The following is a 25,496-nucleotide window of genomic DNA, read 5'->3' as shown; positions in this document are numbered from 1 at the left end:
GATTCACGTGCCTGTAATGTTCTTCATTACTATTTAATGATTGAATGGCATAATTTTCCGGTTGCAAGAGATGATCATTACTGATAAAAAGATCGCCTTCTACGATAAAGCCATCCGGTAATTTCAAAATACCTTCTTTACTAAACCCCATTGATCCGATACGTTCCATATCAGATGCAGAAGCTTCATCCTTCTCAACAATTGAATTATTTTTATGACAGCCACTGTTCATAATAAATGCTGATAAAAGTATTATAACTATTTTTCTCATGTGTATTATTTAGGTGAATAATTTAAACTGCAGCAGTTTAATAAATAGTAGTAAGTGCTAAAATATCCATAGCGGTAAACGGACGATCAACACCGTTAGGAATGCAGGCGAGCATCCATGAATCAGGTTCAGGACCGGTTGGAGTACCCGGCACGTGAACATTCCGCGGAGGAACGGGTCTTGATGGAGGCCCGCAACTATACGACACATCGGCATAGTCAGTATGATGAAAACCGATTGCATGGCCGATTTCATGTGTAACAATAGTAGTGAGCGTACCCATTGCCCATACATCCAGGAAAGATCTGTTTAACAAAATAGTACTATAAGGATTGCCTAATGATGGAAATCCTGTCGCTGCCAGATAGCTAGCTCCGGTCACACCATTAATAACTATATTTCCACCCATTGTTACTCGTTGAAATGTCAAACTCAATCCTAAAGCATTATAACGAGCAATCGCTGAATCAGCTGCCGTCATATAACGTGACGGCATAGCTGCGTTTACCCTAATTGTAATTATTCTGGGGCCTATTACCAGGTTACTGTCTACATAATGCTCAGCATCAGTAAATAGTTTTCCCGGGGTTTTCACCGGTTGCACCAATTGTTGATCGGTGATAATAATATCCCCCTCAACAACATACCCATTATCGATTCTGATAATTCCTTCTGCACTAAAACCCATTGCTTCAATTTTTTGAATATCCGCTTCATTGATACTATTATCAGCCGGAATATGTTGGCTATTCTTTTGACAACCCGCGCTGATAAACAGTATCAGCAGTGACATTGATATTATATTTTTCATAATGAAATTTTCAGGTGAGTAAAGAATGCTACAGACCAATTTTCACACTACGAATCAGCGCCACTATTACCCATAAATGATTCTAAGAACAGTAAGATCTGTAGGCGTAAACGGGCGATTTATTCCATTACTGATGCATCGCAGCATCCATGAATCGGGAGAAGGGCCTGGCGGTACTCCCGGAATAGGTACAACACCACCTGAAGGATATCCGGGTTGTTCAAATCCACCACTGCCACAACTATAAGACGGGTCATACTGGTCAGTATGTCCGAAACCTATACAATGCCCGATTTCATGTGCAATTACAGTCGTTACCGAGGGAGCAACCCAGCTATCCAGATAGGTTCTGCTAAGTTGAATACTATTATAAGGATTACCTCCGGCAGGGTAACCGGCAATCGCAAGAAAAGATGTAGAGGCAACTCCGCTAATAACGATATTGCCTCCGGTGGTTACCCGCGCAAAAGTAATTCTCAGACCAACTGCATTATAGCGGGCGATGGCTGCATCTGTTGCTGTAATATAAGAAGAAGGTAAACTGCCTGCCACCCGGATAGTAATCGTTCGGGGTAAACCTGTAACACGGCTGGTTCTGACTACATATTCTTCCAATTGATCACTAAAGCCGTTATATGCAGCCTCATCCTCTCTGATAAAAATATCTCCTTCCACAATAAATCCCTTATCCACTTTTTGCAAACCTTGCGGATTAAACCCCATTGCAGTAATTTTTTCAATATCCGAATCTGTTACAAGGGTTTTATCTTCAGGTATAATTTCATTTTTCTGACAGGCTGTGAATAAGAGCAAAAAGCAACACACTGATAAGCATATGTTTTTCATATACTATTCATTTAAAGGTGAATAATTTGTTTCATTCTTTAAATCATAGTGTACGAATTCATCATCTTAAAAAAGCAAGCAACGTTATAATCTATCTGGTATTAGTAAACAAAATTCAGTGCAGTGATATCCAAAGGAGTAAACGGACGGTTAATACCATTACTGATACAGGTCAGCATCCATGAACCGGCAGAAGGACCGGAGGGTGTTCCCGGAATCAGTATAGATGGAGAAGCAGGTATATTATCGGGAATAGCCGCTCCGCTACAACTAAAAGAAGGGCTCATCTGATCAGTATGCAAAAAGCCGATCGCATGGCCTATCAGGTGAGCGATAGAAGTGGTTACGGTAGGTTGCACCCAGGTGGTTAAAACAGGTAAATTCAGTTGAATAGTAGGAAAAGGATTACCTCCTGTCGGAAAACCCGATACACCGAAAATTGCTGCCGTCGTACTTAATGGCTGTATATTAATATCTGCAGGAGAAGTAACCCGTATAAAAGAAATAGTTAAACCTAAACTATTGTATCTGATTAATGCAGAATCAACTGATACCTGAACAGGTAAAGGAATGGCCGGATTTACAAATACACGTATGGGTCTGGGAGTTCCGGTAACAATATTCGGCGTACGATAATGTTCTTCTCTGAAGGTTGCTGCATTCAATAATAACATTTCAGGCTGCTGCAGGTCTTCATGGCTGAGGAAAATATCTCCTTCCACAACAAAACCGCCTTCTATTTTATGAACTCTGTCTGAGTTAAAGCCCAATGCATCTATTTTCGCCAGATCGGCTGCGCTAACTCCATTTTGTGATAGTGATACGGTTTCATTTTTCTGACAGGCAGTAAACAACAACATCAAAAAACACAAAAATAAATATACGTTTCTCATACTATCAATTTAAAGGTGAATAATCGTTTTCGATGCTTTAAATCATAGAGGTACGCATTAATAGTTTTAACAAAAGCAAGTAACCATAAGAACTGAAAAGAACATATTAGTACAACACATTCAGTGCAGTAATATCCAGTGCGGTAAACGGACGGTTAATACCGTTACTGATACAGGTCAGCATCCATGAGTTTGGTGAGGGGCCAGAGGGTGTTCCCGGAATGACTGCTCCCGGAGAGCCCGGCACGCCATCAGAGATACCGGCACCACCAGTACCACAACTAAAAGAAGGGCTCATCTGATCAGTATGCAAAAAGCCGATCGCATGGCCTATGAGGTGAGTAATGGAAGTAGTAATAGTTGGGTGTGCCCATGGCAATAAAACAGGCATATTTAACTGAATAACCGGATAAGGATTTCCACCGGAAGGGAAACCGGAAACACCAAAAACAGATGGGCTTATACTCACCGGATTAATATGAATATCTGCCGGAGTGGTTACTTTAATAAAAGTAATGGCCAGGCTCAAACTATTGTAACGTAACAATGCCGAATCAACAGCTGCCTGTATAGATGGCGGCAACGACGGATGTGCATTTACCCTCAGTATTCTGGGTAAACCTGCCACAAGGCCCGGACTACGGTAATGCTCTTCATTCAGTGATGTTGCATTGACAGATAATATTTCAGGTTTCAGCAGGTCTTCATGACTCAGAAAAATATCTCCTTCCACAATGAATCCGCCTTCTGTTTTATGTACTCTGTCAGCGTTAAAACCCAATGCACTGATTCGTTGCAGATCGGCAGTTGTCACTTCATTTGATGACGATGTTGCCGTTTCGCTTTTCTGACACGCTATTCCTACTAAAATACAAACGAGCAGATAAAAAATTTTGTTTCGCATATTGTTTTGATTTAGGTGATTATTTATTGGGTAAACAATTAATACAGATAATTCAATGCTGCAATATCAACTGCGGTAAAAGGCCTGTTAATACCATCAGAAATACAGGTTAGCATCCACGAATTAGCTGAAGTTGTTGTGGGTGTACCCGGAATATGAATAGCCGGCGCAGTGGCATTTAAAGAATCTCTCACAGATAAAAACGAACCACAACCTGTGGTACTGATATCTGAATGATGAAAGCCAATAGAATGGCCAATCAGATGAGTTACAACAGTAGTAATGGAAGGTAATCCCCACGAAGAGAGTAAAGTATTATTTAATTCAATCACCGGTGAAGGACCACTGACTGTAGGAAATCCGGTAATACCGGTAATACCAGAAATACTACTTCCGATGATTGCTATATCAGGAAAAGCATTCACTCTCAGAAATGAGATACTCAGGCCCAGGTTATTGTAACGAGATAATGCTGAATCAATCGCAACACTTATTTTTTTGGGTAATGATACATCTACAGTAACTCTGATAATTCCGCCACTCACTAATCTTCCGGTGTAATAATGTTCTGCACTGGGAAGTTTAACGCTACTGCCCTTGTCAACATCTAACAGTTCCTCATTACTAATAAATATATCACCTTCCACTACAAGTCCTTTTTCCAGTCTTAATACATGATCAGGATTCAGACCTTTTGAAACGAGTACTTCTCTCTCCATAACAGAAAGATTACTACGGTTTTGAACCGGTGTATGACCTTTATTACAAGCTATGTTAGCTATACACAAATAAAAAAATGACAGGTATAAAAATCTCATCGATTTGTTTTTAATTAAAAATATCGGATAAAAAAATGGGTATCCTGTGGATACCCATTTTGGTAGTGTCTTTGTATACTATAAATACAAAAATCTTAATGCAATGATGTCGTTAGCAGTGAACGGACGGTTAACGCCATTACCGATACAAGCTAACATCCATGAATTAGCATCAGGGCCTGTTGGTGTACCAGGAATGTGAATAGCACCTACACCTGCAGCACCTTCATTATAATAAGCCCCGCCGCAGCTGTAAGAACGGTCCATATAATCTGTATGGCGAAGACCGATACAGTGGCCGATTTCGTGTGCAATGATAGAAGTAACTGTGTTAGCCACCCAAACGTCCAGATAATTTCTATTTACATTAATATTTGCATGAGGGTTACCTCCAATAGGGAAACCTGCAGATGCTAAATAAGTAGCAGTACTTGGGGCAGGATTAATAACGATATTACCACCGGAAGTAACTCTTGTGAAAGTTAGTCTTAAACCTAAAGCATTGTAACGTGCAATAGCAGCATTGGTAGCAGTTACATAACTGGTAGGTAATGAAGAGTTCACCCGGATAGTGATATTTCTCGGTAAACCTGTTACAACATTAGTAGTTCTATAGTGCTCAGAGTCACCAACTACTAATTCACTACCACTTCCGATACCATTTCTCAGATCTTCATCAGTGATAATGATATCGCCTTCTACCAGATACCCTTCAGGTACTTTCTGAATATCATTTGTTTTAAATCCTAAAGCAGCGATCAGTTCAATTACATCCTGAGAAACTTCATCGATAGAAGCATCCGTTTTAACCTGATCTTTCTGACAAGAAACCATAATTAGTGAAAATACAGCAGCAACAAATAGTAATTTTCTCATGTGTTTTTATTTAAAAGGTTTGTTAAGGATATATATGACACTACCGATTAAACGTAATTTAACTATTTTTTCACATAAACGTATATCCGTAAATGTTAGCCACATACCCTTAAAAGATCACTAAATAACTTACACATGATTGTTACCATCAAGAAATCAACAAGATAAGTTAACACCTATTGTATCTAACTTCAATTACTATTCATTAAAGCGAACTTTTACCCATAAAAAAAACAGGAACAATGTTCCTGTTTTAAGCATAAAATAAAATTTATTATTTTACTTCCGGAGATAAGATATATTGGAAGTGATATGACTTATCCATTATCTCTTTGAATAACGCAAGTACATCTTCTTTCGTAATGGCAGCAATTTCTTTCTTTAATGAAGTAACTGCCGTTAATGGTTGTTTAAAGAAATAGTGTGAAGTCATACGCGTTAACCAGAAAGAGTTTTCTTTCTCTAAACTATTTAATTGATTCAACACCTGGCTTTTAGCCGCTTCCAGTTCTTTTTCAGAAGGCCCTTCTTTTTTAAAGCGTTCAAACAACACATTCTTTTCTTTCAGTAAACTGTCTAATAATTTAGGTTGAGTCGGCAACTGATAGATCAACATAAAATGTGGTTCTGGTATATCCGTTACGTTAAAATTCACCCCTCCAGAGTAAATTAACTGCTTCTCCTCTCTTAAATATTCAATTATGCGCTGATTTAAAACAGACACCAGTAACATTCCTACCCTTTGTTTTTCGGGACTGGATTGCATTTCACCAAAGTACTCTCCCATAACGTTTACACCTTCCTGGTTTCCTTTTACGATTCTCACAGACTGATCTTTCGGCAATGGTTTATCCCTGTATCTGCCCATTTCATGTTTCCGGTTATTCACCGGCAACGAAGCGATATATTCTTTGATATATATTTTTAAAGAATCTTCATTATAGTCACCTATGAAATAGAAACTGAATCCTTCGGCACTGGCAAAACGTTGTTTGTAATAATTATACGATTTAGAAGCCTGTACACTTTTTAATATTGCCGGAGTCATTACTTTATACCCGGCATATATATTATTTCCATATTTCAGTTTATGTACAGTATCTGCAAAATAAGCTTCGGGGTTATTTAAAACGTGTTCACTCGACACAATTGCTTTATCCAGCGTTGTTTGCAGCAATACACTATCAAAGCGGGGATACAACATTTTTAATTGAATCAGTTCGAACAGGGTAGACAAATCTTTCGTACGGGCATTTCCGGTTACCTGCTCTACATTATCACCTACCATTACTGAAACGTTAGCGACCTTTCCTGTTAAAAATTCTTTTAGTTGAAGCGGTGTAAAGGCACCATAACCCATTATGTCTACTACAGCATTTGCAAACAAAGCATCTTTTACCTGATTAGCCGGTAAATTATTAATACTGCCTGCCCGGTAAGCTGTCATTTGTACGGTTTCTTTTTTAAAACTGGTTTTCTGAGCATATACAGTTAAACCATTACTGAGATCCCACCGTTTAATTCCGTTTGTGCTATCGGTGAGCGTTTCTTTCAAGATTTTTCCGGCAGGTAATTTTTTATTCAGCAATATAGTTGGTAATGCGGCGGTTGTTTTTGCCGTATATTGTTTTTTAAAACCGTTATCAATTGCATTTATAATCTCTGCCGAAGAAGCTTTCTTCAGATTATTGCCTGATAAAAATACTTTAGCGCGCGAAAAATCTATCTTCTTTATGCGTTCATTTACTTCTTTCAGGGTAATATTCTGCAGGAGAAATTTTTCAATTTCAGCTACCTGCTCAAGGCTGGCTACCGGTTCACCTGTCTGAAACCAGTTTTTAATATCGGTAACAAAATCGTTAGAATTAATTTTATCCTTATTCTGCAAACGTGTATCCAACGAAGCAATCAGCGTTATTTTGTAACGGTTCAATTCATCCTCTGTAACACCATGCTGATACCATGGCCCGATCACTTCAAACATGCTATTGATTACTTTAACCGGATCAGCATCTGCAATTCCGCCACTCAAAAACGGATTATAATATTCTTTCAGTAAATCAAAATCAGACAATGCCATTGATTGATAAGGTGTGCCGGTTGTTCTGATAGCTTCTGTAAACCTTTCATTCAAGGCGGCCATTGCAAAACGGTCAAGTAACTGCTCTTTATAAATGTTTAAATGTGTAACCGGTTTATTCTCTACCGGATTAAAAAAGATTTCCATTCTGTTTTGTGACAAATCTTTGTCTTCAAAGTAAACGACACTACTTACATCAAATTTGCTGAGTGCTAAGGATCTTTTGGTTGGAACTGACTTGTTACGGGTATTTTCATTAAAGTATTTTTTAATGACTGTTTCCACGTCATTCACCTCAATATCTCCTACTACCACTACCATCATATTTTCAGGAACGTACCATCGTTCATAGAAACTGCGAAGGGCAGCCGGTTTGATCGTATCAATTACTTTTACATCTCCGATCGGTAATCTTTTTTCCAGCGCTGCGGGTTGCGTTAATTCTTCTACTAATTTTACGATCAGGCGGTATTGTACTCCCGCTCTGGCATTCCTTTCATTTTGTATAATTGGTCTTTCACTATTGATATCTTCCGGTTTCAGCGACATCCTGAAAGCAAAATCTGATAAAATCAATAAAGACGAATCTATCGCTCCTTTTCTCTCAGCCGGTACTTCGAAAAAATAATCGGTGGTCGTAAATCCGGTTTCGGCATTTAAATCGCCACCGAATGTGAGTCCGATTGATTCAAGATATCTTATCACATCATTTTTAGTAAAATTGCTTGACCCGTTAAATGCCAGGTGTTCTATTAAATGTGAAATGCCCTGTTCATCATCACGTTCCCACGCCGATCCTACTTTTACCAGCAAATCAACGGTTGCTTTCTTTTCCGGATAGTTATTTTGTTTAATGACATAAGTCATTCCATTAGATAGTTTTCCCGTTTTTATAGAGGCATCGGCAGGAACCGGGCTTTGTAACGTCCATTGTGCTGATAAAACAGCCGGAAAAAACAATCCCAACACTAATATAATGATCAGTCTTTCTCGCTTCATAGATAATAATTAAAAAAGTCTACCCTGTAATACAGGATAGACTTTAATTTACAAATCAGGTGCCACTTGAATATTCAAGAGAACTATATTATTTAACAACTTCTTCGATTACGTGGCCGGTAGCACCGCTAGGCATTTGTAATTTCAGAAGGGCTGCTAATGTAGGAGCGATATCGGTCATATAAGTTTCTCTGTTTAATTTTCCATGAGGAATTTTCCAACCATAGAATAACAAAGGAATATGAGTATCGTAGTTGTACCAGCTACCGTGTGTTGTACCTTTTGCACTGCCGCTGAAATACTGAGGTTTTAAAATGATCTGAATATCACCTGAACGGTCAGGATAATATCCGTTTACCACCATTTCTCTTACTTTTTTAGGTAAAGAGGTTACGAGTGTTTTTGTATTGTCAAAAGCTCTTTCAACGATTTCATTTGCCTCTAACAAAGTGATTACCGTAGCTTTTACATCTTCCAGATCTAACTTCATTGAATCGATGAGCTTATGATTTAAAGATACCTGATAGTTTTGTGCTGCGCTGATTAAACGATGTGTTCCGTATTTAACCGTTAATTCTTTACCCAGTTCACGTGCCATACCACTGGTACTTAAAGTACCTGCCGGGATACGGTTTTCATTTAAATAAGCCGGAACGTGAGCGGCGCCGTGATCGGCAGATAAAAATACCATCCACTCTCCTTTTCCTACTGTTTTATCCAGAAAATCAAAGAACTCACCCATTTCGATATCTAAACGCAGATAGTTATCTTCCGCTTCGATTGAGTTAGGGCCGAATGCGTGTCCTACATAATCTGGTGAAGAAAAACTTACCGCTAAGAAGTCTGTAAATTCATCTTTTCCTAAACCTTCGTTTAGTAAAGCAGCTTTTGCAAATTCAAAAGTCAGTGTGTTACCATGCGGTGTGCTTGATACTTTACCGTAGTTTTTACCGGCATAACCTTTCAGGTCGTACGGAAATTTTTTACCATAGTCAGAGAATGGTGTTTCCTCCCATCCATTTTCGTCGCTTGAGCTATTTACATAAGTATCGATCGGATACAAAGTTTCCCATCCTTTTTTAAGTAATTCACCAGGCCAATCTTTAGCATTGAATTCTTTTGCCCAGTTTGGCAAATCGTTCATATAATGAGTTGAAGTAATAAACTTTCCGGTAGATCCATCGTACCAGTAAGCAGCATTACCGGTATGGCCGGCCGGTAAAATAGCACCTCTGTCTTTAATAGATATCCCAACTACTTTACTACGGAAATTAGTTCCCAATCTCAATTCATCGGTGATAGTGGTTACCTGCATGTTTTTAGGACTCATTTGTCCTTGTTTACCGGTACTTCCTACATTCTGTACTTTAGCATCTTCTACACAGTACACAGAACGTCCTTGTACATTATCGAACCAATCGTTTCCGGTAATTCCATGAATAGCCGGTGTTGTACCGGTGTAAACGGTAGCGTGGCCGCAGGCTGTGATCGAAGGGGTGTAAGGAATTAAGGTGTTTTCACAAGTAAATCCCTGATGTAAAAATCTTTTAAAACCACCGTTTTCAGTATATCTGTCGTAATACCTGTATAGATAATCCCAACGCATCTGATCAACAATAATACCTACTACTAACTTAGGTCTTTCACGATAATTAGGGGCTTTTTGCTTTTTTTGCGCCATTGATGACAATGACACTAATAAAGCTAGGGCAATAAAAAGTTGTCTCATAATTAAAATAATTGCAAAATTTATTGGCAATGATAACGTTATAAAGTTATCTCAAAATTACGTTTTACTTAAATCTCTTATAAAATTTATTGAAAGAATATAATTTCGTAAAGGCAAAATCGGAAAATTCTTACCTTTGCGGCAATTTTAATGTAAAGTTTATTTTAAAACACTCCTATATATGGCAGACATATTTGAAAGGTTGAGGAAAAACTCTGGAGGTCCGCTGGGTCAGCACCGTAAAAGAGCACATGGATATTTCGCTTTTCCTAAATTGGAAGGCGATATAGGCAGCAGAATGAAATTCAGAGGTAAAGACATGATTGTGTGGAGCTTAAATAACTATTTAGGCTTAGCAAATCATCCTGAAGTTAGAAAAGCGGATGCCGATGCAGCAGCACAGTTCGGACTGGCTTTACCAATGGGCGCCCGCATGATGAGCGGTAACTCTAACTACCACGAGCAGTTAGAAAGAGAATTGGCTGATTTCGTATCAAAAGAAGATTCCATCCTTTTAAATTTTGGCTACCAGGGTATGGTGAGCATCATCGACTGTTTAGTAAGCCGTCATGATGTAATTGTGTATGATGCTGAGGCTCACGCATGTATCATCGATGGTTTGAGATTACATCCTGGACATCGTTTCGTATTCAAGCACAACGATATGGAAGATTTCGAAAAACAGTTGCAACGTGCAACTGCTTTGACAGAAAAAAGCTCAGGAGGTATTTTGGTAATCTCTGAAGGGGTATTTGGTATGGCCGGAGACCAGGGTAAACTAAAAGAAATCGTGGCCCTGAAATCTAAGTATCAATTCAGATTATTAGTAGATGATGCGCATGGCTTCGGTACTTTAGGAAAAACCGGTGCAGGTGCAGGTGAAGAACAAGGTGTGCAGGACCAGATTGATATTTACTTCTCTACTTTCGCTAAATCTATGGCCAGCATTGGTGCATTTGTAGCGGGTGATCAGGAAATCGTAGATTATATCCGCTATAATATCCGTAGCCAGATATTCGCTAAATCTTTACCAATGCCATTGGTATTAGGTAATTTAAAGCGTCTTGAATTGTTACGTACAAAACCTGAATTAAAAGAACAACTTTGGAGTAATGCATTGAAATTACAAAAAGGGTTGAAAGAAAGAGGTTTTGATATCGGCAATACTGATTCTGTTGTAACACCGGTTTATATGAAAGGGGGTGTGGAAGAAGCTACTGCAATGGTAATGGACTTACGTGAAAATCATGGTATCTTCTGTTCAATTGTAGTTTATCCGGTAATTCCGAAAGGGCATATCATTTACCGTTTGATTCCAACCTCTGTTCACACAGACGATGATATTCAACAAACTTTACAGGCTTTCGAAATCACCAAGAAGAAATTAGATGCAGGTGATTATAAAGTAGAAGCTATTCCTGATATGGCAGAAAAACACTAATAGTTGTAATATTTATGATAAAAAGAGCTGATCAAATGATCGGCTCTTTTGTTTTTGCACTGAAAACACTCTTCGTTTTGTAAAGAACAGTACTTTTTTAGCCATTTTAACACCTGTTAATCGGATCGGGTTTTACAATAAGCCTCGTACTTTTCTCTATATTTAGGTGCCCCCAACAACCTTATTCCATTTTATTCACCTTAACATTGTGTACTATGATAAGATGTTTACAACGGGGAACACTATTCATTTTTATTTTATTCTCTCTCTTCAGTACTCTTCCTTCATTTGCGCAAACCGATGCTACAGTTACGATTACCACTACTGGGAATTATTACGTCAATCCCGGGCAGGAAGTTGAATTTCTTATTCAGGTCGGTAATATCGGTACAGCTCCTATCATTAACGGAGCCTTACAATTAAGTCATTTCGGTAATATTGCCCAGGTAGTATCGAGCATTAATTGTATTACAGCTCCAGGTTATGCAGGCGAATCAGTTTGTCCTGACCTTGTCACCTGGAACGGAACAGATCTTATCACCGGATTAAATATCCCTGAAGGAGCAGTTCTGCAATTTAACATCAGGTATTATGTAAATCCTATTGCTCCATTAGAACAGGATATCGGTTTAATTGCCGATTTCACTGATAACGGAGCCGGTACGGAAACGGATCTTTCTAACAACTCGTTTACATTATCCCTCAAAACAAAACCGGTTTTTACACGGCGTTTACAATTCAAGGTAACTGCCAATCCAACTTCATTAAATGGCATCAACACTTTTGACCTTCTCTTTGTACGAACATCACCTTATAAATGGCGTGATGATACCCTGTCGGTACCGGTAACTTTATCGGCTATAGATTCACGATCTGGTGCTCAGCGTAACTGGGGAGCCGTTAGTACGAATGCTGCGCAAAACGAAGTATACATTTCTTTTGATTATTCTGATCCATCCGGTTACTGGAACTTACCACCCACCCAGGAACTTTCTCCATTTCATCCAATGGGAACCGATCACAACCTGAATGAACTACTTCGCACCGCACTAATAGAACATATGGGATTTTTTCAGTTAGAACTCGGTGCCTTCCCTTACCAGATTTATAGCAGTGAAACTTATCTCGATTTAACTTATCTCTTATTTGATGCCAAACCATACTTTCAAAATGAAACCGGTTTTTTAAGAGCTTATGATTTTTTAGGCGTCGTGAATAATTATCAGCGTGTAGGAGATTTAGATATTTCACTTTATCCACGAAATGTGGAACCTGATTCATTTCGCTGTTTCTTTGAAACACCTGTTTATTACAGGTACACTGCGGTAAAATCACAAACAGGGTTTACCGCGCCACCTACCGATGGTACAGCGCGTGTTCGTATTCATGGATATATCGACCTTTATTACAGCGATAATGTGTTACCGGTAGAACTCACAAAATTTGATGTATCACAACAACAAAAAAACATTTTGTTAAAGTGGAGTACTGCTACAGAACAAAATAATAAAGGTTTTTATATAGAATACTCAACAAACGGTAAAGACTGGACTAATATTGATTTCGTAGAAAGCGCAGCAAATAACGGAAATAGCCAGGCTCTGCTTAATTATTCTTATCTACATAAAAATATTATCCGCGGTGAACATTATTACCGGTTAAAACAAGTGGATATAGATAATGAAAAAACTTATTCAAGTATAAAGTCTATTAAAGTAATTGACAATTCTAATACAATTGAGATTTATCCTAACCCTGCCAATGCAACGATCACAGTGCGGAATGTTTCACCGGGAGCAATGATCGTTATTTACAATTCAGCGGGCACACCGCTATTACAGTACAAAGCGCAGAATGTTTCTGAAACTATTAATATCACCTCTTTACCAAAAGGTGCATATTATTTAAAAACAATTCAAGATCAACATGTAACGACGAATAGTTTTATTAAACAATAAAAAAAAAGCCCGATGTAAACATCGGGTTCTTTTTATATTAAAAACTATAGTTTAAAAAATAACCCCGTAAGAGTACGGGGTTGCACTAATCAAATACCATTAACCATTAAACCTTATCCTATGAAAATTCTTATATAAGATGATTACAGTTAAAAAAGGGTTGCAGCATTAACAAAAAAATTATCATCGGTTACATTTTTATTTTTGACAGAAACTTTCTTATCTAAAAAAGTTTCTGCACCAGCCGCAAAAGATTTTACCAGGTAGGTTTATGCGTTTTCATATAATCATCGAAACTGCTTTTCTCATACACCTGTTCTCCGAAAAATCTATATAACCATTCAGCATGCATTAAATCAAGGTAACTCGGAATTCTTTGCATCTTTTGTGTTGCCGTTAAAAAAACGGTGGTTGGAAAACTTAATCTACCTTCTAACAGATAAAGTGCCAGCTCATTGGCTTTATATTGAGGTAGATAAGTATAAGTTTGTCCTTTCACAACAAATGTATCTTTCGATTCTGCATTTATTTTTACCGAATAAAACTGATCATTCAGGTAACTGACTGCTTTTGGGTTCTGAAAGATATCTTTCTCCATTAATTTGCACCATGAACACCAGTTAGTGTACACAAAAACCATAATCGGTTTCTTCGAAGTAGTTTGCAAATTCAATGCTTCTTCGAAACCAATCCATTTAACCTCCTCTTTTTTAGCATCTTGTGCATTAATTTCTCCTAAAAAAAAGTTCGTCAGCAATAAAAAAAGCCAAAACTGTAAGCGCATATCGTATTTTTGTAAGCGTAATTTATTAAAAGATGTCTAATAAAATTCTTCTTGCCATTACCGGCGCCAGCGGATCGATTTATCCCTATCTGCTTTTAAAAAGATTGTTACAAGTTAAGGAACAATGGTCAGACTTATCAGTTGTGATGAGTGATAATGCCAAACAGGTTTGGGAAGAAGAACTCAATAATACTTCGTATAATGATTTTGATGGGGTAAAGTTTTTCGATAAAAACAACTTTAACGCTCCTTTTGCATCCGGGTCGGGCCAGTATAACATCATGATTGTTGCCCCCTGTTCAATGGGAACGCTTTCCAGAATCGCGCACGGCACTTCTAATGACCTTATTACCCGTGCCGCCGATGTTGTACTCAAAGAGAGACGAAAATTGATCTGTGTGGCCCGGGAAACGCCCTACAACCTCATTCATATTAAAAATATGGAGGCTGTAACGCTGGCGGGAGGCATTATATGCCCCGCTACTCCATCGTTTTACAGTAAACCGCAAACCATTGAAGAAGTAGCATTAACGGTGGTTGACCGTGTGCTCGACCTGGCAGGTATTCGTGTAGATACTTTTCGCTGGGGAAAATAATTTCACCAGTATCTAATAAAAAAGCTGATCAAACTTATGATCAGCTTTTAAAAATATTAGAAGTACTTAATTACTTGTATAAAACCTAAACTTTATAGTTCCTGATATTTAAATGTAATAATGCTTCTCTGCTTAGAAGTCTAATAATTCATAACCCGGGTAATCTTTCGAATTATAAGCGAATTTTGTATCATTAACAGTACTGTTAGGTACTAACTTATTAATCTGATAAGTTATTTTGTTTCCTGCTTTATTTAATAATTTCAAAAAAGAAATATGATTAGTGGCTTTATCAATGCCTAAATAAAGTTTATGAAACTGGTTTGATTTATCTTTTGGAGTCATTTCGATTTCATTAACCGCTCTCCCGTTCGTTGTTCCTTCTGAATTGTAACGGTATAAAAAATCTTTATCATAGAAATTAGTGAAAATCTTTTGCGGAGTAAATCCTGACTCGTTATTCTCTGCCAGTGTTTTTGTAATTTCTTTTGTATCCTCATCTGCATTATAGATGTATTTACCGTCAGACCAGATTTTTCTATTGCCCAGCTCTACATAAAACTTTGAACCTTTCGTCCACATTTTTCCAGATTCTACTCCTAATGCTTTACCGGCAGCAGATTCATTTTTCAATTCAAATTCTGCGTAGATCGTTTTATATGATTTAAAAGTAGAGCTTGACTTGTCTAAAATAGTTTTAGCTTTTGGATCATTCTGACTATATCCTAACGCCACAAAAGAAAACAAAGTAACTAGTAATAAAAGTCTTTTCATTGGTTGATTTTTACAATTGAAAACAAAGTTATACAAACATATCTAACAATTAGACTACCAAAGGCTTAAAAGGTTTAATCAGTTCACACAACTTTAACAGTTATTTCATCTAATAGCCAAAAGTTTCTAAATGTTGTTGCAACTCCATGTCTGTTTTAATGAGTACTTCGCGCGCTTTCGAGCCCTGGTTAGGGCCTACGATACCTGCCGCTTCGAGTTGGTCCATCAATCTTCCTGCCCGGTTATAGCCCAATTTCATCCTCCTTTGCAGTAAGGAGGTGGACCCTATCTGATTTTGTACGATAATTTTTGCAGCATCTTCGAACAACGGATCTCTGTCGCTCGGATCAAAATCTTTTGAGTCCGTATCTTTCTCATCTACATATTCCGGCAATAAAAATGCCTGCGGATAGCCATCCTGATAACCGATGGCTTCACAAATCGACTCTACTTCCGGTGTATCAACAAAAGCACACTGTAAACGGGTTAACTCACCATTATAGGAAATCAGCATATCTCCTTTACCGATTAACTGTTCGGCACCGCCAATGTCTAAAATAGTGCGGCTATCAATTTTAGACGATACTTTAAAGGCAATTCTTGCAGGGAAGTTTGCTTTAATGGTACCTGTAATAATATTTACAGACGGGCGCTGGGTAGCAATAATCAAGTGGATACCTACAGCCCTGGCCAGCTGTGCCAAACGGGCAATTGGCATTTCAACTTCTTTACCTGCTGTCATGATCAGATCAGCAAACTCATCTACTACCAATACAATAAACGGCAAAAACTGATGTCCTTTCTGGGGGTTCAACTTCCGTTTAACGAATTTTTCATTATACTCTTTAATATTTCTGGCGCCGGCTTCTTTTAATAAATCGTAACGGTTATCCATTTCAATACAAAGAGCATTCAATGTATTGATTACTTTTTTTGTATCGGTAATAATTGCTTCTTCTTCGCCCGGCAATTTTGCCAGAAAATGATTTTCAATAGCGCGATACAGGCTCAATTCTACCTTTTTAGGATCGACCAGTACAAACTTCAGTTGTGACGGATGTTTTTTATAGAGTAAAGAAACAAGTATTGCATTTAAACCTACAGATTTACCCTGACCGGTAGCACCGGCCATCAGCAAGTGCGGCATAGTAGCCAGGTCAACTATAAAGTTTTCGTTATCGATACGTTTTCCTAAGGCAATCGGCAAACTGAAATTATTATTCTGAAATTTCTCTGAGCTTAGCAAAGCCCGCATACCTACGATTGACTTTTTCGCATTCGGTACTTCAATACCGATGGTTCCCCTACCCGGTATCGGAGCAATAATACGAATACCCAAAGCAGCCAAACTCAAGGCTATATCATCTTCAAGATTTTTAATTCTTGAAATACGCACGCCGGCTGCCGGTACAATTTCATATAAGGTAACTGTTGGCCCAACGGTAGCACTGATTTTCTGAATAGTGATATCATAATTTCTCAGTGTAGAAATAATCTGATTTTTGTTAGCTTCCAGTTCATGTGCGTCCTGTGCAACTTTGTCATTTGCATAGGCTGTTAAAAGATCTAAAGGAGGATAAGCATATTCTTTAAGATCCCAGGTAGGTTCATAAGGTTCAAGTACATTCGTATTCTGTACAGGCACCAACGGTTCTTCCTCCTGAGAAAGCGGGGTGGTATTGATTTCAAGCTCTAACGAAGGAGCTACATATTTTTCTATTTTTTTAGGAAGAAGTACCGGTGGTTCTTCTATTACTTCCGGCTCTTCGGGTATGATTTCTTCCTCTTCCTCTTCTTCATCGTCCGGCTCAAATGGTGGTTCATCATCATTTTCGATAATGTTCAGGGTCATTTCCTCCTCTTCTTCTTCTTCAATGACAGGTTTTACCATTTTACCGTTACCTTTTAGTCCATTTCCTTTAACTTTTACAGGCACAACTTCTTCTTTGTTTTCCTCTTCTTCCAGAATGGCAGGAATTTCGTCTGTCAATTGTTTTTCAGGTACGGCAGTTTTAGCCGGCATACTGAACCGGGGATTTTTTCTCCAGATAAAATAAGCAAAAGGAACGGCTATCAACAACACAATAACACCCAGTGTACCCGCCATTTTGGTTAACCAGTCATTCATATAATTACCGGCAGCTCCGCCCCAGGGAAATTCGGTTTGAGCTCCCAAAAAAGCAAATAATAAACTGAAATAAACCAGCCCCAATAAAACATACCTGATATTACGCTTGAGAGAAAGTACTCTTTCTCCAAAAATTTTGTTTAATCCAAATGCCAGAAAAAAGGTACAGAACAGAAAAGAAGCCAGTCCGAACCCATAATAAAAAAACTGATGGCTAACATAAGCGCCGATGTTACCTGCCCAGTTTTCGGTTTTCACCTGTGCGCTGGGGAAAAGAATGGAAGAGCCTTTAAAAACTTTATCCTGGTCTTCGCGCCAGGTAAACAAATAGGAAAAAAAGGCAACAAAAAGAAACAAACAGATCAATAAAGATATGGTACCCACAATTTTATGAGTACGTTCATCTTTTACAATCTCCTTCACTTCCACCTTCACTTCTTGTTCCTGAACAAGTTCTCCGGGATCAGCTGTCTTTTTTTTAGATTTCTTGGTGCGATTCGCCATAATTACAAAGATAAGTACTTAGAGAAATTATCTCTAAATAGATAGAATGCACAATGAAAATATGTATTTTACAGCAGCATTCAAACATTCTTAGAGAAGAATTTGGAAGTTATAAAGCCTTATTTAATGATTTATCGTTTTTTGATATTTTATATATTCTTTTGCATTTCATTTGTAAATGCTATTGCTGATCCTATAGATTTAAACGGCATAAAAAATTTCAAATATGTACATCAGGATATAGCTCTTTTTCCTGTAAAACGCGAACAGATTTTTGCTCAGTCACAACTTCCCTACCTCCCCTACCAGCCCGGTAGTTTTTTCAAAAACGGCTTTATTCCCCATACTTATACCGACAATAATATTTACGGAAAACTGATTGTCTATAACACCTCCGGCGATACCCTTTCGGTTTATTTTTCACCCGGGTTCTATAGCAAATACCTGCACCTGTATATTCAAAATTTAAGAACGGGTAGCCCTCCCGAACCAGTAGTAGCGCAAAACCAGGTGTTGGGCGCTAAAATGTACGGATTGTTAACCCTTCAACCAGGTGATAGTTTAGCCTTATATACTCATTTTCACTTTATTAAATCAAATATCAACCGGTTTAAGCCGATATTAATTGAAAAGAATTTTGCTCCTTTCTGGAAGGATATTCTTTATGAGTCGAACCGACCGTTAAATATTTTTTCTTTTTTTGCGGCAGGTATCCTGATGATGATGGTGCTTTATTCATTCGCAGCCTATTATCAGCAAAAGAACAGAGAGTTTTTGTATTACGGCCTCTATGCATTGTCGATGGCCAGTATGTTCTTTTTAAAATCTTTCTTCCTCTTTGAAGACTTTCCTATCATTCACTTATATGAAGAATATCTTGATCTTGTTTGTATGATAATGGGACTGATTGCTTATCTGGCTTTTTTCAGACTCTTTATAAATACCGGCAAAAATCATCGCGGGTTAGACCATCTGCTGATTGTTTCTCAGGGATTTTTATGGGTGATGCTGGCTGTTTTCAGTATCATTTACTTCTTTACCAACAACTATACCATCTTACATTACATCGAAAACTACCTGGTAAAAATAATATTACTACTGATCGGGCTGGTTTTAATGGTTTACGGATTTGCTAAAAAAGAAGTTCTCCTAAGATACCTTGCTATCGGAAATGGTTTATTAATCGGCTTTTCATTTATTTCGCTGGCATTATTAATGTTCGGTTGGGAAATACTTCCCAAGTATCCTGAATCAATTTTTAATCGCTCGATGTTCTGGTATGTATTAGGAGTTATTCTGGAATTGATTTGTTTTCTGGCAGGACTGGTATATAAAAACCGGATGGAGTTAATCATGCGTGTAAAAGAACAGGAGCAGTTAAAGCGGGATAATGAAAGAAAAGAATTTGAAAAACAAATGGCAGTGATTACTGCAACACAACATGAGCGTGACCGTATCTCGGCAGATATGCACGATGAGCTGGGTTCAGGCGTAACAGCCATCGGATTGATGACTGAAATTGTAAAAGCAAAACTAAAAGGAAATGTAGTACCTGAGCTGGAGAAAATTTCAAATTCAGCGAACGAGTTGCTTACTAAAATGAATACCATCATATGGTCAATGAAAAGCTCAAACGACACCATTGAAAGTTTGATTGCTTATATCCGTTCGCACACTGTAGAATTTTTAGAAAACACACCCATACATTTGGAAATTAAAACTCCTGTGATTATTCCTATAATAGAAATCAGCGGGGAAAAGCGGGGGAATATATTTTTAAGTACAAAAGAAGCAATTAACAATATAGTTAAACACTCCAGTGCTACACGGGTAGAAATTACGATTGCCATAGAAAACGATCAATTCATTATCCGTATACATGATAATGGTGTTGGTTTTGATGACATCAAAATAAGACGATTCGGTAACGGTATTACCAATATGAAAAAAAGGATGGAACAATTAGGCGGATCGATGCAGATTACTCAGGAAGATGGAGCTATTATTGTGTTTGAGATTCCGCTGAAAGATTAAAAACTTTAACCAGTCAGAACATAAACCACTAAGAAAGAGCCAACATCAGGTATTTTACTACCTGATCGATAGCCAGCTTAACTTCTCCTATGTTTGAAAGGTTAATGGGAAACATGAAGAGAATGAAGGTAAAGCAGCGCAGAAAACAGCACTTCATTGGCTGTTCAGCTTCATTACCTTCCTGTTTAAATGGTAATGGGAAATAGGAAGAAAATGAAGGTTTGAAGGTAAAGCAGCGCGGAAGACAGCACTTCATTCGCTTTTCAACTTCATTTTCTTCATGTTTATGATGGTGATTATAAGATAGAATGAGCCAAAGCGAAGCGGCAGGGGTATCTTAACTTCTTAATGGTTTTATACTTATATAACTACTCTTATTTAGAAGATTGCATAATTCCTATCGCCAGCAAAATCCAACCCGCAACAAAAAACAACCCGCCAATTGGTGTAATAATACCGATACCTTTTAAACCAACGGTATTGGTAGCTTTTAATAAAGTAATCAGGTATAATGAACCGGAGAATAATAATATTCCTAACAAGAAGCTGTTTCCTGCGTATACCAGATATTTCGAGCTGAACTTTTCATAAAGAATGGCAACAGCCAGTAATGCGAATACATGGTAAAACTGATACCGGACTGCCGTTTCAAAAGTAGGAATAACATCTTCCGATACTATCTTTTTTAAGCCGTGCGCACCGAATGCTCCGAGAATAACTGAAAGAGCTCCGAGGATCGTACTGATTAATAAAAACCCTTTATGCATGTTTGATCATTTTTATGAATACTTCTACAGATAAGTCTTCGTCATTGTTGAGTTGCAGCAATGATTTTTCGTAAAATTTAATTCGCTCGCCCAATTTTTCCTCAATGAATTTCCTGAGCTCATCATTGTTTAATGATTTCAACAATGGCCGGTGGTCTTTTTCTTTTTCGAGGCGTTGCATCAATACATCCACCGGAGGATTTAACCAAATGGTTTTTCCGTTTGCGGTCATATAGTTCATATTACCATGAAAACAGGGAGTACCCCCACCGGTAGCCACAACCAGTTGGGGATATGTTTCTGTAAGGGTTTCGAGTGCTTTTTTTTCGAGTAAACGAAAATAAGCCTCCCCCTCTTCAGTAAAGATATCATTAACAGACCTGCCGTCCTGCTCAATGATATACGTATCCAGATCAAAAAAAGGAGCCTGAAAGTGTTGTGATAATTGCTTACCCCAAAAACTCTTTCCGGCTCCCATGAAACCTAATAAATAGATTCTCATTCAATCATTTATTTAAAAGCGTTCAAACCGGTAACATCCATTCCGGTAATTAACAGATGAATATCGTGTGTACCTTCATAAGTGATTACACTTTCGAGGTTCATCATATGGCGCATTACCGGGTATTCTCCTGTGATACCCATTCCACCTAACATCTGACGGGCATCACGGGCAATATTAGTAGCGATTTCGCAGGCATTTCTTTTTGCCATGGATACCTGTTGTGGAGTTACTTTATGCTCATTCATCAGTACTCCCAGGCGCCAGTTTAAAAGTTGTGCTTTGGTGATTTCTGTCACCATTTCAGCCAGCTTTTTTTGCTGCAACTGAAAACCGCCTAATGGCCTGTCGAACTGTACTCTTTCTTTTGAATAACGTAAAGCAGTATCGTAGCAATCCATGGCAGCACCCACTGCACCCCATGCAATACCGAAACGGGCTTTGGTTAAACATCCTAACGGACCTTTTAAACCTTTTGCGTTTGGTAATATATTTTCTTTAGGAACTTTTACATTGTCGAATACCAGTTCACCGGTAGCAGAAGCTCTTAAACTCCATTTACCGTGAGTGGTAGGTGTTGAAAAACCTTCCATTCCACGTTCAACGATTAAACCGCGGATATCACCGTTTTCGTCTTTTGCCCAAACTACCGCTATCTGAGCAAAAGGTGCATTGGAAATCCACATTTTTGCTCCGTTAAGGATTACATGGTCACCGGCATCTTTAATATTGGTGATCATACCTGCAGGATTTGAGCCATGATCCGGTTCGGTTAACCCAAAACAGCCCAACCATTCACCGCTGGCTAATTTGGGTAAATATTTATTACGTTGCTCTTCGCTTCCGTATTCATAAATAGGGAACATTACCAATGAGCCCTGAACAGAAGCAGTTGAACGGACCCCGCTATCACCACGCTCCAGCTCCTGCATCATAAGGCCATAACTGATGTAATCTAAGCCACCGCCACCGTATTGCTCGGGAACAGTAGGACCGAAACATCCTAACTCGCCTAATTGACGCACAATTTGTTGGGGAAATTCTGCTTTCTGAGCATAATCTTCGATAATAGGGGAAATTTCTTTTTTTACATAATTTCTAACCGTATCGCGAATTAATTTATGTTCGTCTGTAAGCAATTCGTCTACCTGAAAATAATCAGGACTTACAAATAAGTCAGTTCTAGCCGCCATGAAATAGAGTTTTAAAGATGTGCTAAAATAACGAATTGAATCGAAGAAACACTTTTTTTGGGCCTTAAAGAGGAACAAAATGCTGATTTATCAGCACTTACAGCATTTCCGGAAAAAAAAATCAAAAAAAGTTGAAAAAAGTTGAAACATTTCTGAAATCAAACAGTCTTAATAGATAGAAAAACAAAAGAATTGAATTCAAAATTAATTGTAACTGATCCATTAATAGAACTGTGTAAGGAGGGCGATACGAAAGCTTTTCACCAGCTTTACCTGCAGTACTCGAAAAGGGTATACAGTACGATTGTACGTATTGCAGGTAACCGCACCGATGCAGAGGATCTGCTTCAGGAAACTTTCGTAGACGCATTCAAATACATCAAAACGTATAACTACCAAAGCCATTTCAGTTATTGGATCAAACGTATAGCCATTAATAACTCCATTACCCACCTTAGAAAAAAACGTGAATGGGTCGAATTTGATAACGAACATCACGATCAGGGTGACGAAGTTGTTAACACAGAGCAATTGCAAACTTATAAAGTTGAAATCATCAAGGAAGCGATCAAACAAATTCCTTTAATCTACAGTACGGTTTTTACACTGTATGTGTTTGAAGGATACGACCAGGAGGAAATTGCCGAAATTCTCGACATTTCACATAATACGGTTCGTACAAGATACGCACGTGCAAAAGAAAAAATAAGAACATTAATTAATCAAATGAATTGCTATGCATAAAGGCTTTCAAGATAAAGAAGATGGTTTAATCCGTTTCATCGATCAAAACAGAGATGAGTTTGATGATGAAGTACCATCCGCATCCGATATCTGGAATAAAATCGAACAAAGGATTGATGCTCCCAAAAAAGGAGTGCTGATTAACTTCAGACCTTTATTAAAATATGCCGCAGCTGCTGTTTTCTTAATGGTATTCGGTGCTGCCGTATGGATATTAATTGACAACAGAAAACAACCGGTAGACCCGGCCCTCTCCATGGTACAGAAATACTATCCTGATTACGCGGATCAGGTGGTAAAATTCACCAACATTGTAGAGAAACGTCAGGAGGAACTTAAAAAAATAGGAACAAAAGCCCCCGGTATCTATAAAAACTTTACTACGGACTTAGATGAGTTAGACAGTGTTAACAGCGCGCTCAAAAAAGATCTTAACACTTACCCTAATAAAGAAGACGTATTAATTGCGCTTATAGAAAACCTTAAAATGCAGGCAGATGTACTCAATCAACAATTACACATTATCAGAAATTTAAAAAAGGATAGCCATGAAATACATTAAATTTTTATTCACCGTTGTACTAATCACCTCTTTTCAGGTGTACGTATCTGCTCAGGACTATAAAGACAGCAAAGTAGTTGAAGGCACTTACAATGTTGGCAAAGGTTCTACATTAAAGTTACAAAACCAGTTTACTTCAGTTGAAGTAGAAGAGTGGGACAAAAATCAGATTCAGTTCAGAGCTGATATCAGCGTAGAAACATCTTCAAAAGAAGCTACTGAACATCTGATGTCGGTAGTAGACCTGAAACACTCTCAAAAAGGAGATGTTGTTACCATAGAATCGGGTATTCTGGGTAAAGGAAAAAGCATGAACACCAAAGGAAAAACAACCTTCAATATTAAGTTGAAAATTTATGTTCCCAAGGGTACTGTTTACGACGCTTCTGTAAAATTCGGCAACTTCAAAGTACCTACACTTGCTGCCGGTTCTAAAACAGATGTACAGTTCGGTAGTTTATTTGTAAATGATGTAAAATCAAACTCTAAAATCAGTGTAAAGTTCGGTGGACTTGAAATTAACAGAATTGAACAGCCGAATGTAGAATTGGAGTTTGCCAGTGAGAAATCAATTGTAAAAACAATTTCAGGTGATGCCAATATCAATATCCGGTATTCGAATGCTGCAATTGATGTAAACAATATCACCGGTGGTAATATCTCTGTTGCCTTTTCAAAAGTATATTTTGTTACCAACAATAAACTGAGTTCAAACGTAAATATCGTTTCTAAGTTTGGTAGTGTAAATAACAATACTTCATTGAAATTTGAAAAAACTGAAAAAGATAAATACAGTCAAACAGCCGAGTTTAACCATACTACCAACAGCTCTAAATCTATCAAAACCAAGTCTGAGTTCAGTACTATTTACATCGACAACAGCTATCCTGTAGAATCATTCTTCAAAGGCAAAAACAAAAAAGGTGAAGCTTCTTTTTCAGCAGCAATGACTGAAGTTCATCAATACTTTGCTTCGAATGAGTTCAAAGAAGAAATGAATAAGATTAAAGTACAGGCGAATGAAGTATTAGCAGATTTAAAAGAAGCTTTTGCTGCATCTTCAGTAAGCATTAAAGAATTTAAAGCCACTGAAGAGAAAACTGCAGAAGCTAAAGAGAAAGCTGCCAAAGCTAAAATTGAAGCTAAAATAGCAGCAGATGCAGCTAAAGCTAAACTGGATTCACTGAAAATGCAGGAAAATTATTAATATTCTCGTTTTTTGTTTTTCATACTTAACGATACCCACGTATTGTTAAAACAGGAGTTACTCTGCATAAGGAGT

Annotated in this window: 22 protein-coding genes; 7 read left to right on the top strand and 15 right to left on the bottom strand. The window is 37.9% G+C overall.

Annotated elements, in window-relative coordinates; translation table 11 throughout:
- The 9 genes from D9O48_RS17060 to pafA all read right to left on the bottom strand — a co-directional run.
- The coding region (locus D9O48_RS17060; protein WP_148114551.1) for a hydantoinase B/oxoprolinase family protein at positions 1-271 on the bottom strand (271 nt) is incomplete at its 3' end.
- A gap of 37 nt (positions 272-308) precedes the next feature.
- A complete protein-coding gene (locus tag D9O48_RS17055) occupies positions 309-1,082 on the bottom strand; it encodes a M57 family metalloprotease (protein ID WP_126974202.1) in 774 nt (257 codons plus the stop codon).
- A gap of 66 nt (positions 1,083-1,148) precedes the next feature.
- Positions 1,149-1,928, bottom strand: coding sequence for a M57 family metalloprotease (locus D9O48_RS17050; protein ID WP_126974201.1), 780 nt, complete (start codon positions 1,926-1,928; stop codon positions 1,149-1,151).
- A gap of 101 nt (positions 1,929-2,029) precedes the next feature.
- Positions 2,030-2,821 (bottom strand): M57 family metalloprotease, encoded by a 792-nt coding sequence (locus D9O48_RS17045; protein WP_126974200.1) that lies wholly within the window; start codon positions 2,819-2,821, stop codon positions 2,030-2,032.
- Positions 2,822-2,927: 106 nt separating this feature from the next.
- Positions 2,928-3,725 carry a M57 family metalloprotease gene (locus D9O48_RS17040; protein ID WP_126974199.1) on the bottom strand — a complete coding sequence of 266 codons (798 nt, stop codon included), beginning with the start codon at positions 3,723-3,725 and terminating at the stop codon, positions 2,928-2,930.
- Positions 3,726-3,763: 38 nt separating this feature from the next.
- The gene (locus D9O48_RS17035; protein ID WP_158624928.1) at positions 3,764-4,444 is read right to left on the bottom strand and encodes a M57 family metalloprotease; all 681 of its coding nucleotides are present in this window, start codon (positions 4,442-4,444) and stop codon (positions 3,764-3,766) included.
- 177 nt (positions 4,445-4,621) lie between these two features.
- The gene (locus tag D9O48_RS17030; protein WP_126974197.1) at positions 4,622-5,419 is read right to left on the bottom strand and encodes a M57 family metalloprotease; all 798 of its coding nucleotides are present in this window, start codon (positions 5,417-5,419) and stop codon (positions 4,622-4,624) included.
- A 274-nt stretch (positions 5,420-5,693) separates the two neighbouring features.
- Complete coding sequence (locus D9O48_RS17025) at positions 5,694-8,498, bottom strand: M16 family metallopeptidase (RefSeq protein ID WP_126974196.1); 2,805 nt, start codon at positions 8,496-8,498, stop codon at positions 5,694-5,696.
- 88 nt (positions 8,499-8,586) lie between these two features.
- Positions 8,587-10,227 (bottom strand): alkaline phosphatase PafA, encoded by a 1,641-nt coding sequence (gene pafA / locus D9O48_RS17020; protein ID WP_126974195.1) that lies wholly within the window; start codon positions 10,225-10,227, stop codon positions 8,587-8,589.
- Between the two features lie 181 nt (positions 10,228-10,408).
- Here pafA and D9O48_RS17015 point away from each other — a divergent pair, with 181 nt between their 5' ends.
- The gene (locus tag D9O48_RS17015) at positions 10,409-11,668 is read left to right on the top strand and encodes an aminotransferase class I/II-fold pyridoxal phosphate-dependent enzyme (RefSeq protein ID WP_126974194.1); all 1,260 of its coding nucleotides are present in this window, start codon (positions 10,409-10,411) and stop codon (positions 11,666-11,668) included.
- Positions 11,669-11,883: 215 nt separating this feature from the next.
- Positions 11,884-13,626 (top strand): T9SS type A sorting domain-containing protein, encoded by a 1,743-nt coding sequence (locus D9O48_RS17010; RefSeq protein WP_126974193.1) that lies wholly within the window; start codon positions 11,884-11,886, stop codon positions 13,624-13,626.
- Between the two features lie 256 nt (positions 13,627-13,882).
- Here the strand turns inward: D9O48_RS17010 and D9O48_RS17005 are convergent, their stop codons facing one another.
- The gene (locus D9O48_RS17005) at positions 13,883-14,410 is read right to left on the bottom strand and encodes a thioredoxin family protein (protein WP_126974192.1); all 528 of its coding nucleotides are present in this window, start codon (positions 14,408-14,410) and stop codon (positions 13,883-13,885) included.
- A gap of 32 nt (positions 14,411-14,442) precedes the next feature.
- Here D9O48_RS17005 and D9O48_RS17000 point away from each other — a divergent pair, with 32 nt between their 5' ends.
- Positions 14,443-15,006 carry a UbiX family flavin prenyltransferase gene (locus D9O48_RS17000; RefSeq protein ID WP_126974191.1) on the top strand — a complete coding sequence of 188 codons (564 nt, stop codon included), beginning with the start codon at positions 14,443-14,445 and terminating at the stop codon, positions 15,004-15,006.
- Between the two features lie 132 nt (positions 15,007-15,138).
- On the opposite strand, the gene D9O48_RS16995 is transcribed toward D9O48_RS17000, so the two are convergent.
- The gene (locus D9O48_RS16995; protein ID WP_126974190.1) at positions 15,139-15,780 is read right to left on the bottom strand and encodes a LolA family protein; all 642 of its coding nucleotides are present in this window, start codon (positions 15,778-15,780) and stop codon (positions 15,139-15,141) included.
- A gap of 109 nt (positions 15,781-15,889) precedes the next feature.
- Complete coding sequence (locus D9O48_RS16990; RefSeq protein WP_126974189.1) at positions 15,890-18,412, bottom strand: FtsK/SpoIIIE family DNA translocase; 2,523 nt, start codon at positions 18,410-18,412, stop codon at positions 15,890-15,892.
- Positions 18,413-18,538: 126 nt separating this feature from the next.
- Here D9O48_RS16990 and D9O48_RS16985 point away from each other — a divergent pair, with 126 nt between their 5' ends.
- The gene (locus D9O48_RS16985) at positions 18,539-20,446 is read left to right on the top strand and encodes a sensor histidine kinase (RefSeq protein ID WP_126974188.1); all 1,908 of its coding nucleotides are present in this window, start codon (positions 18,539-18,541) and stop codon (positions 20,444-20,446) included.
- Positions 20,447-20,820: 374 nt separating this feature from the next.
- Here D9O48_RS16985 and D9O48_RS16980 read toward each other — a convergent pair whose 3' ends face one another.
- From D9O48_RS16980 to D9O48_RS16970, 3 genes are read right to left on the bottom strand one after another with little or no spacing between them, the layout of a single operon-like run.
- On the bottom strand, positions 20,821-21,213 hold the full coding sequence (locus D9O48_RS16980; protein WP_126974187.1) for a DUF423 domain-containing protein: 393 nt from the start codon (positions 21,211-21,213) through the stop codon (positions 20,821-20,823).
- Entirely contained in the window at positions 21,206-21,715 is a 510-nt protein-coding gene (locus D9O48_RS16975; protein ID WP_126974186.1) for a shikimate kinase, read from the bottom strand. The genes D9O48_RS16980 and D9O48_RS16975 overlap by 8 nt, the downstream gene beginning before the upstream one ends.
- 8 nt (positions 21,716-21,723) lie before the next feature.
- Positions 21,724-22,908 carry an acyl-CoA dehydrogenase family protein gene (locus D9O48_RS16970; protein WP_126974185.1) on the bottom strand — a complete coding sequence of 395 codons (1,185 nt, stop codon included), beginning with the start codon at positions 22,906-22,908 and terminating at the stop codon, positions 21,724-21,726.
- Between the two features lie 192 nt (positions 22,909-23,100).
- Between D9O48_RS16970 and D9O48_RS16965 the strand changes: the two genes are divergently transcribed.
- From D9O48_RS16965 to D9O48_RS16955, 3 genes are read left to right on the top strand one after another with little or no spacing between them, the layout of a single operon-like run.
- Positions 23,101-23,652: an RNA polymerase sigma factor gene (locus D9O48_RS16965; protein WP_158624927.1), complete on the top strand. Its 552-nt coding sequence runs from the start codon at positions 23,101-23,103 to the stop codon at positions 23,650-23,652.
- A complete protein-coding gene (locus D9O48_RS16960; protein ID WP_126974183.1) occupies positions 23,645-24,214 on the top strand; it encodes a hypothetical protein in 570 nt (189 codons plus the stop codon). The genes D9O48_RS16965 and D9O48_RS16960 overlap by 8 nt, the downstream gene beginning before the upstream one ends.
- Positions 24,201-25,421: a hypothetical protein gene (locus tag D9O48_RS16955; RefSeq protein ID WP_126974182.1), complete on the top strand. Its 1,221-nt coding sequence runs from the start codon at positions 24,201-24,203 to the stop codon at positions 25,419-25,421. Before D9O48_RS16960 ends, D9O48_RS16955 begins: the two co-directional genes overlap by 14 nt.
- Positions 25,422-25,496 lie beyond the last annotated feature (75 nt).

It is taken from the genome of Gynurincola endophyticus, assembly GCF_003991195.1.
Classification (GTDB): Bacteria; Bacteroidota; Bacteroidia; order Chitinophagales; family Chitinophagaceae; genus Gynurincola; species Gynurincola endophyticus.
The sequence above is the reverse complement of the archived record's forward strand: the minus strand, read 5'-3'. Positions and strand labels throughout refer to the sequence as shown.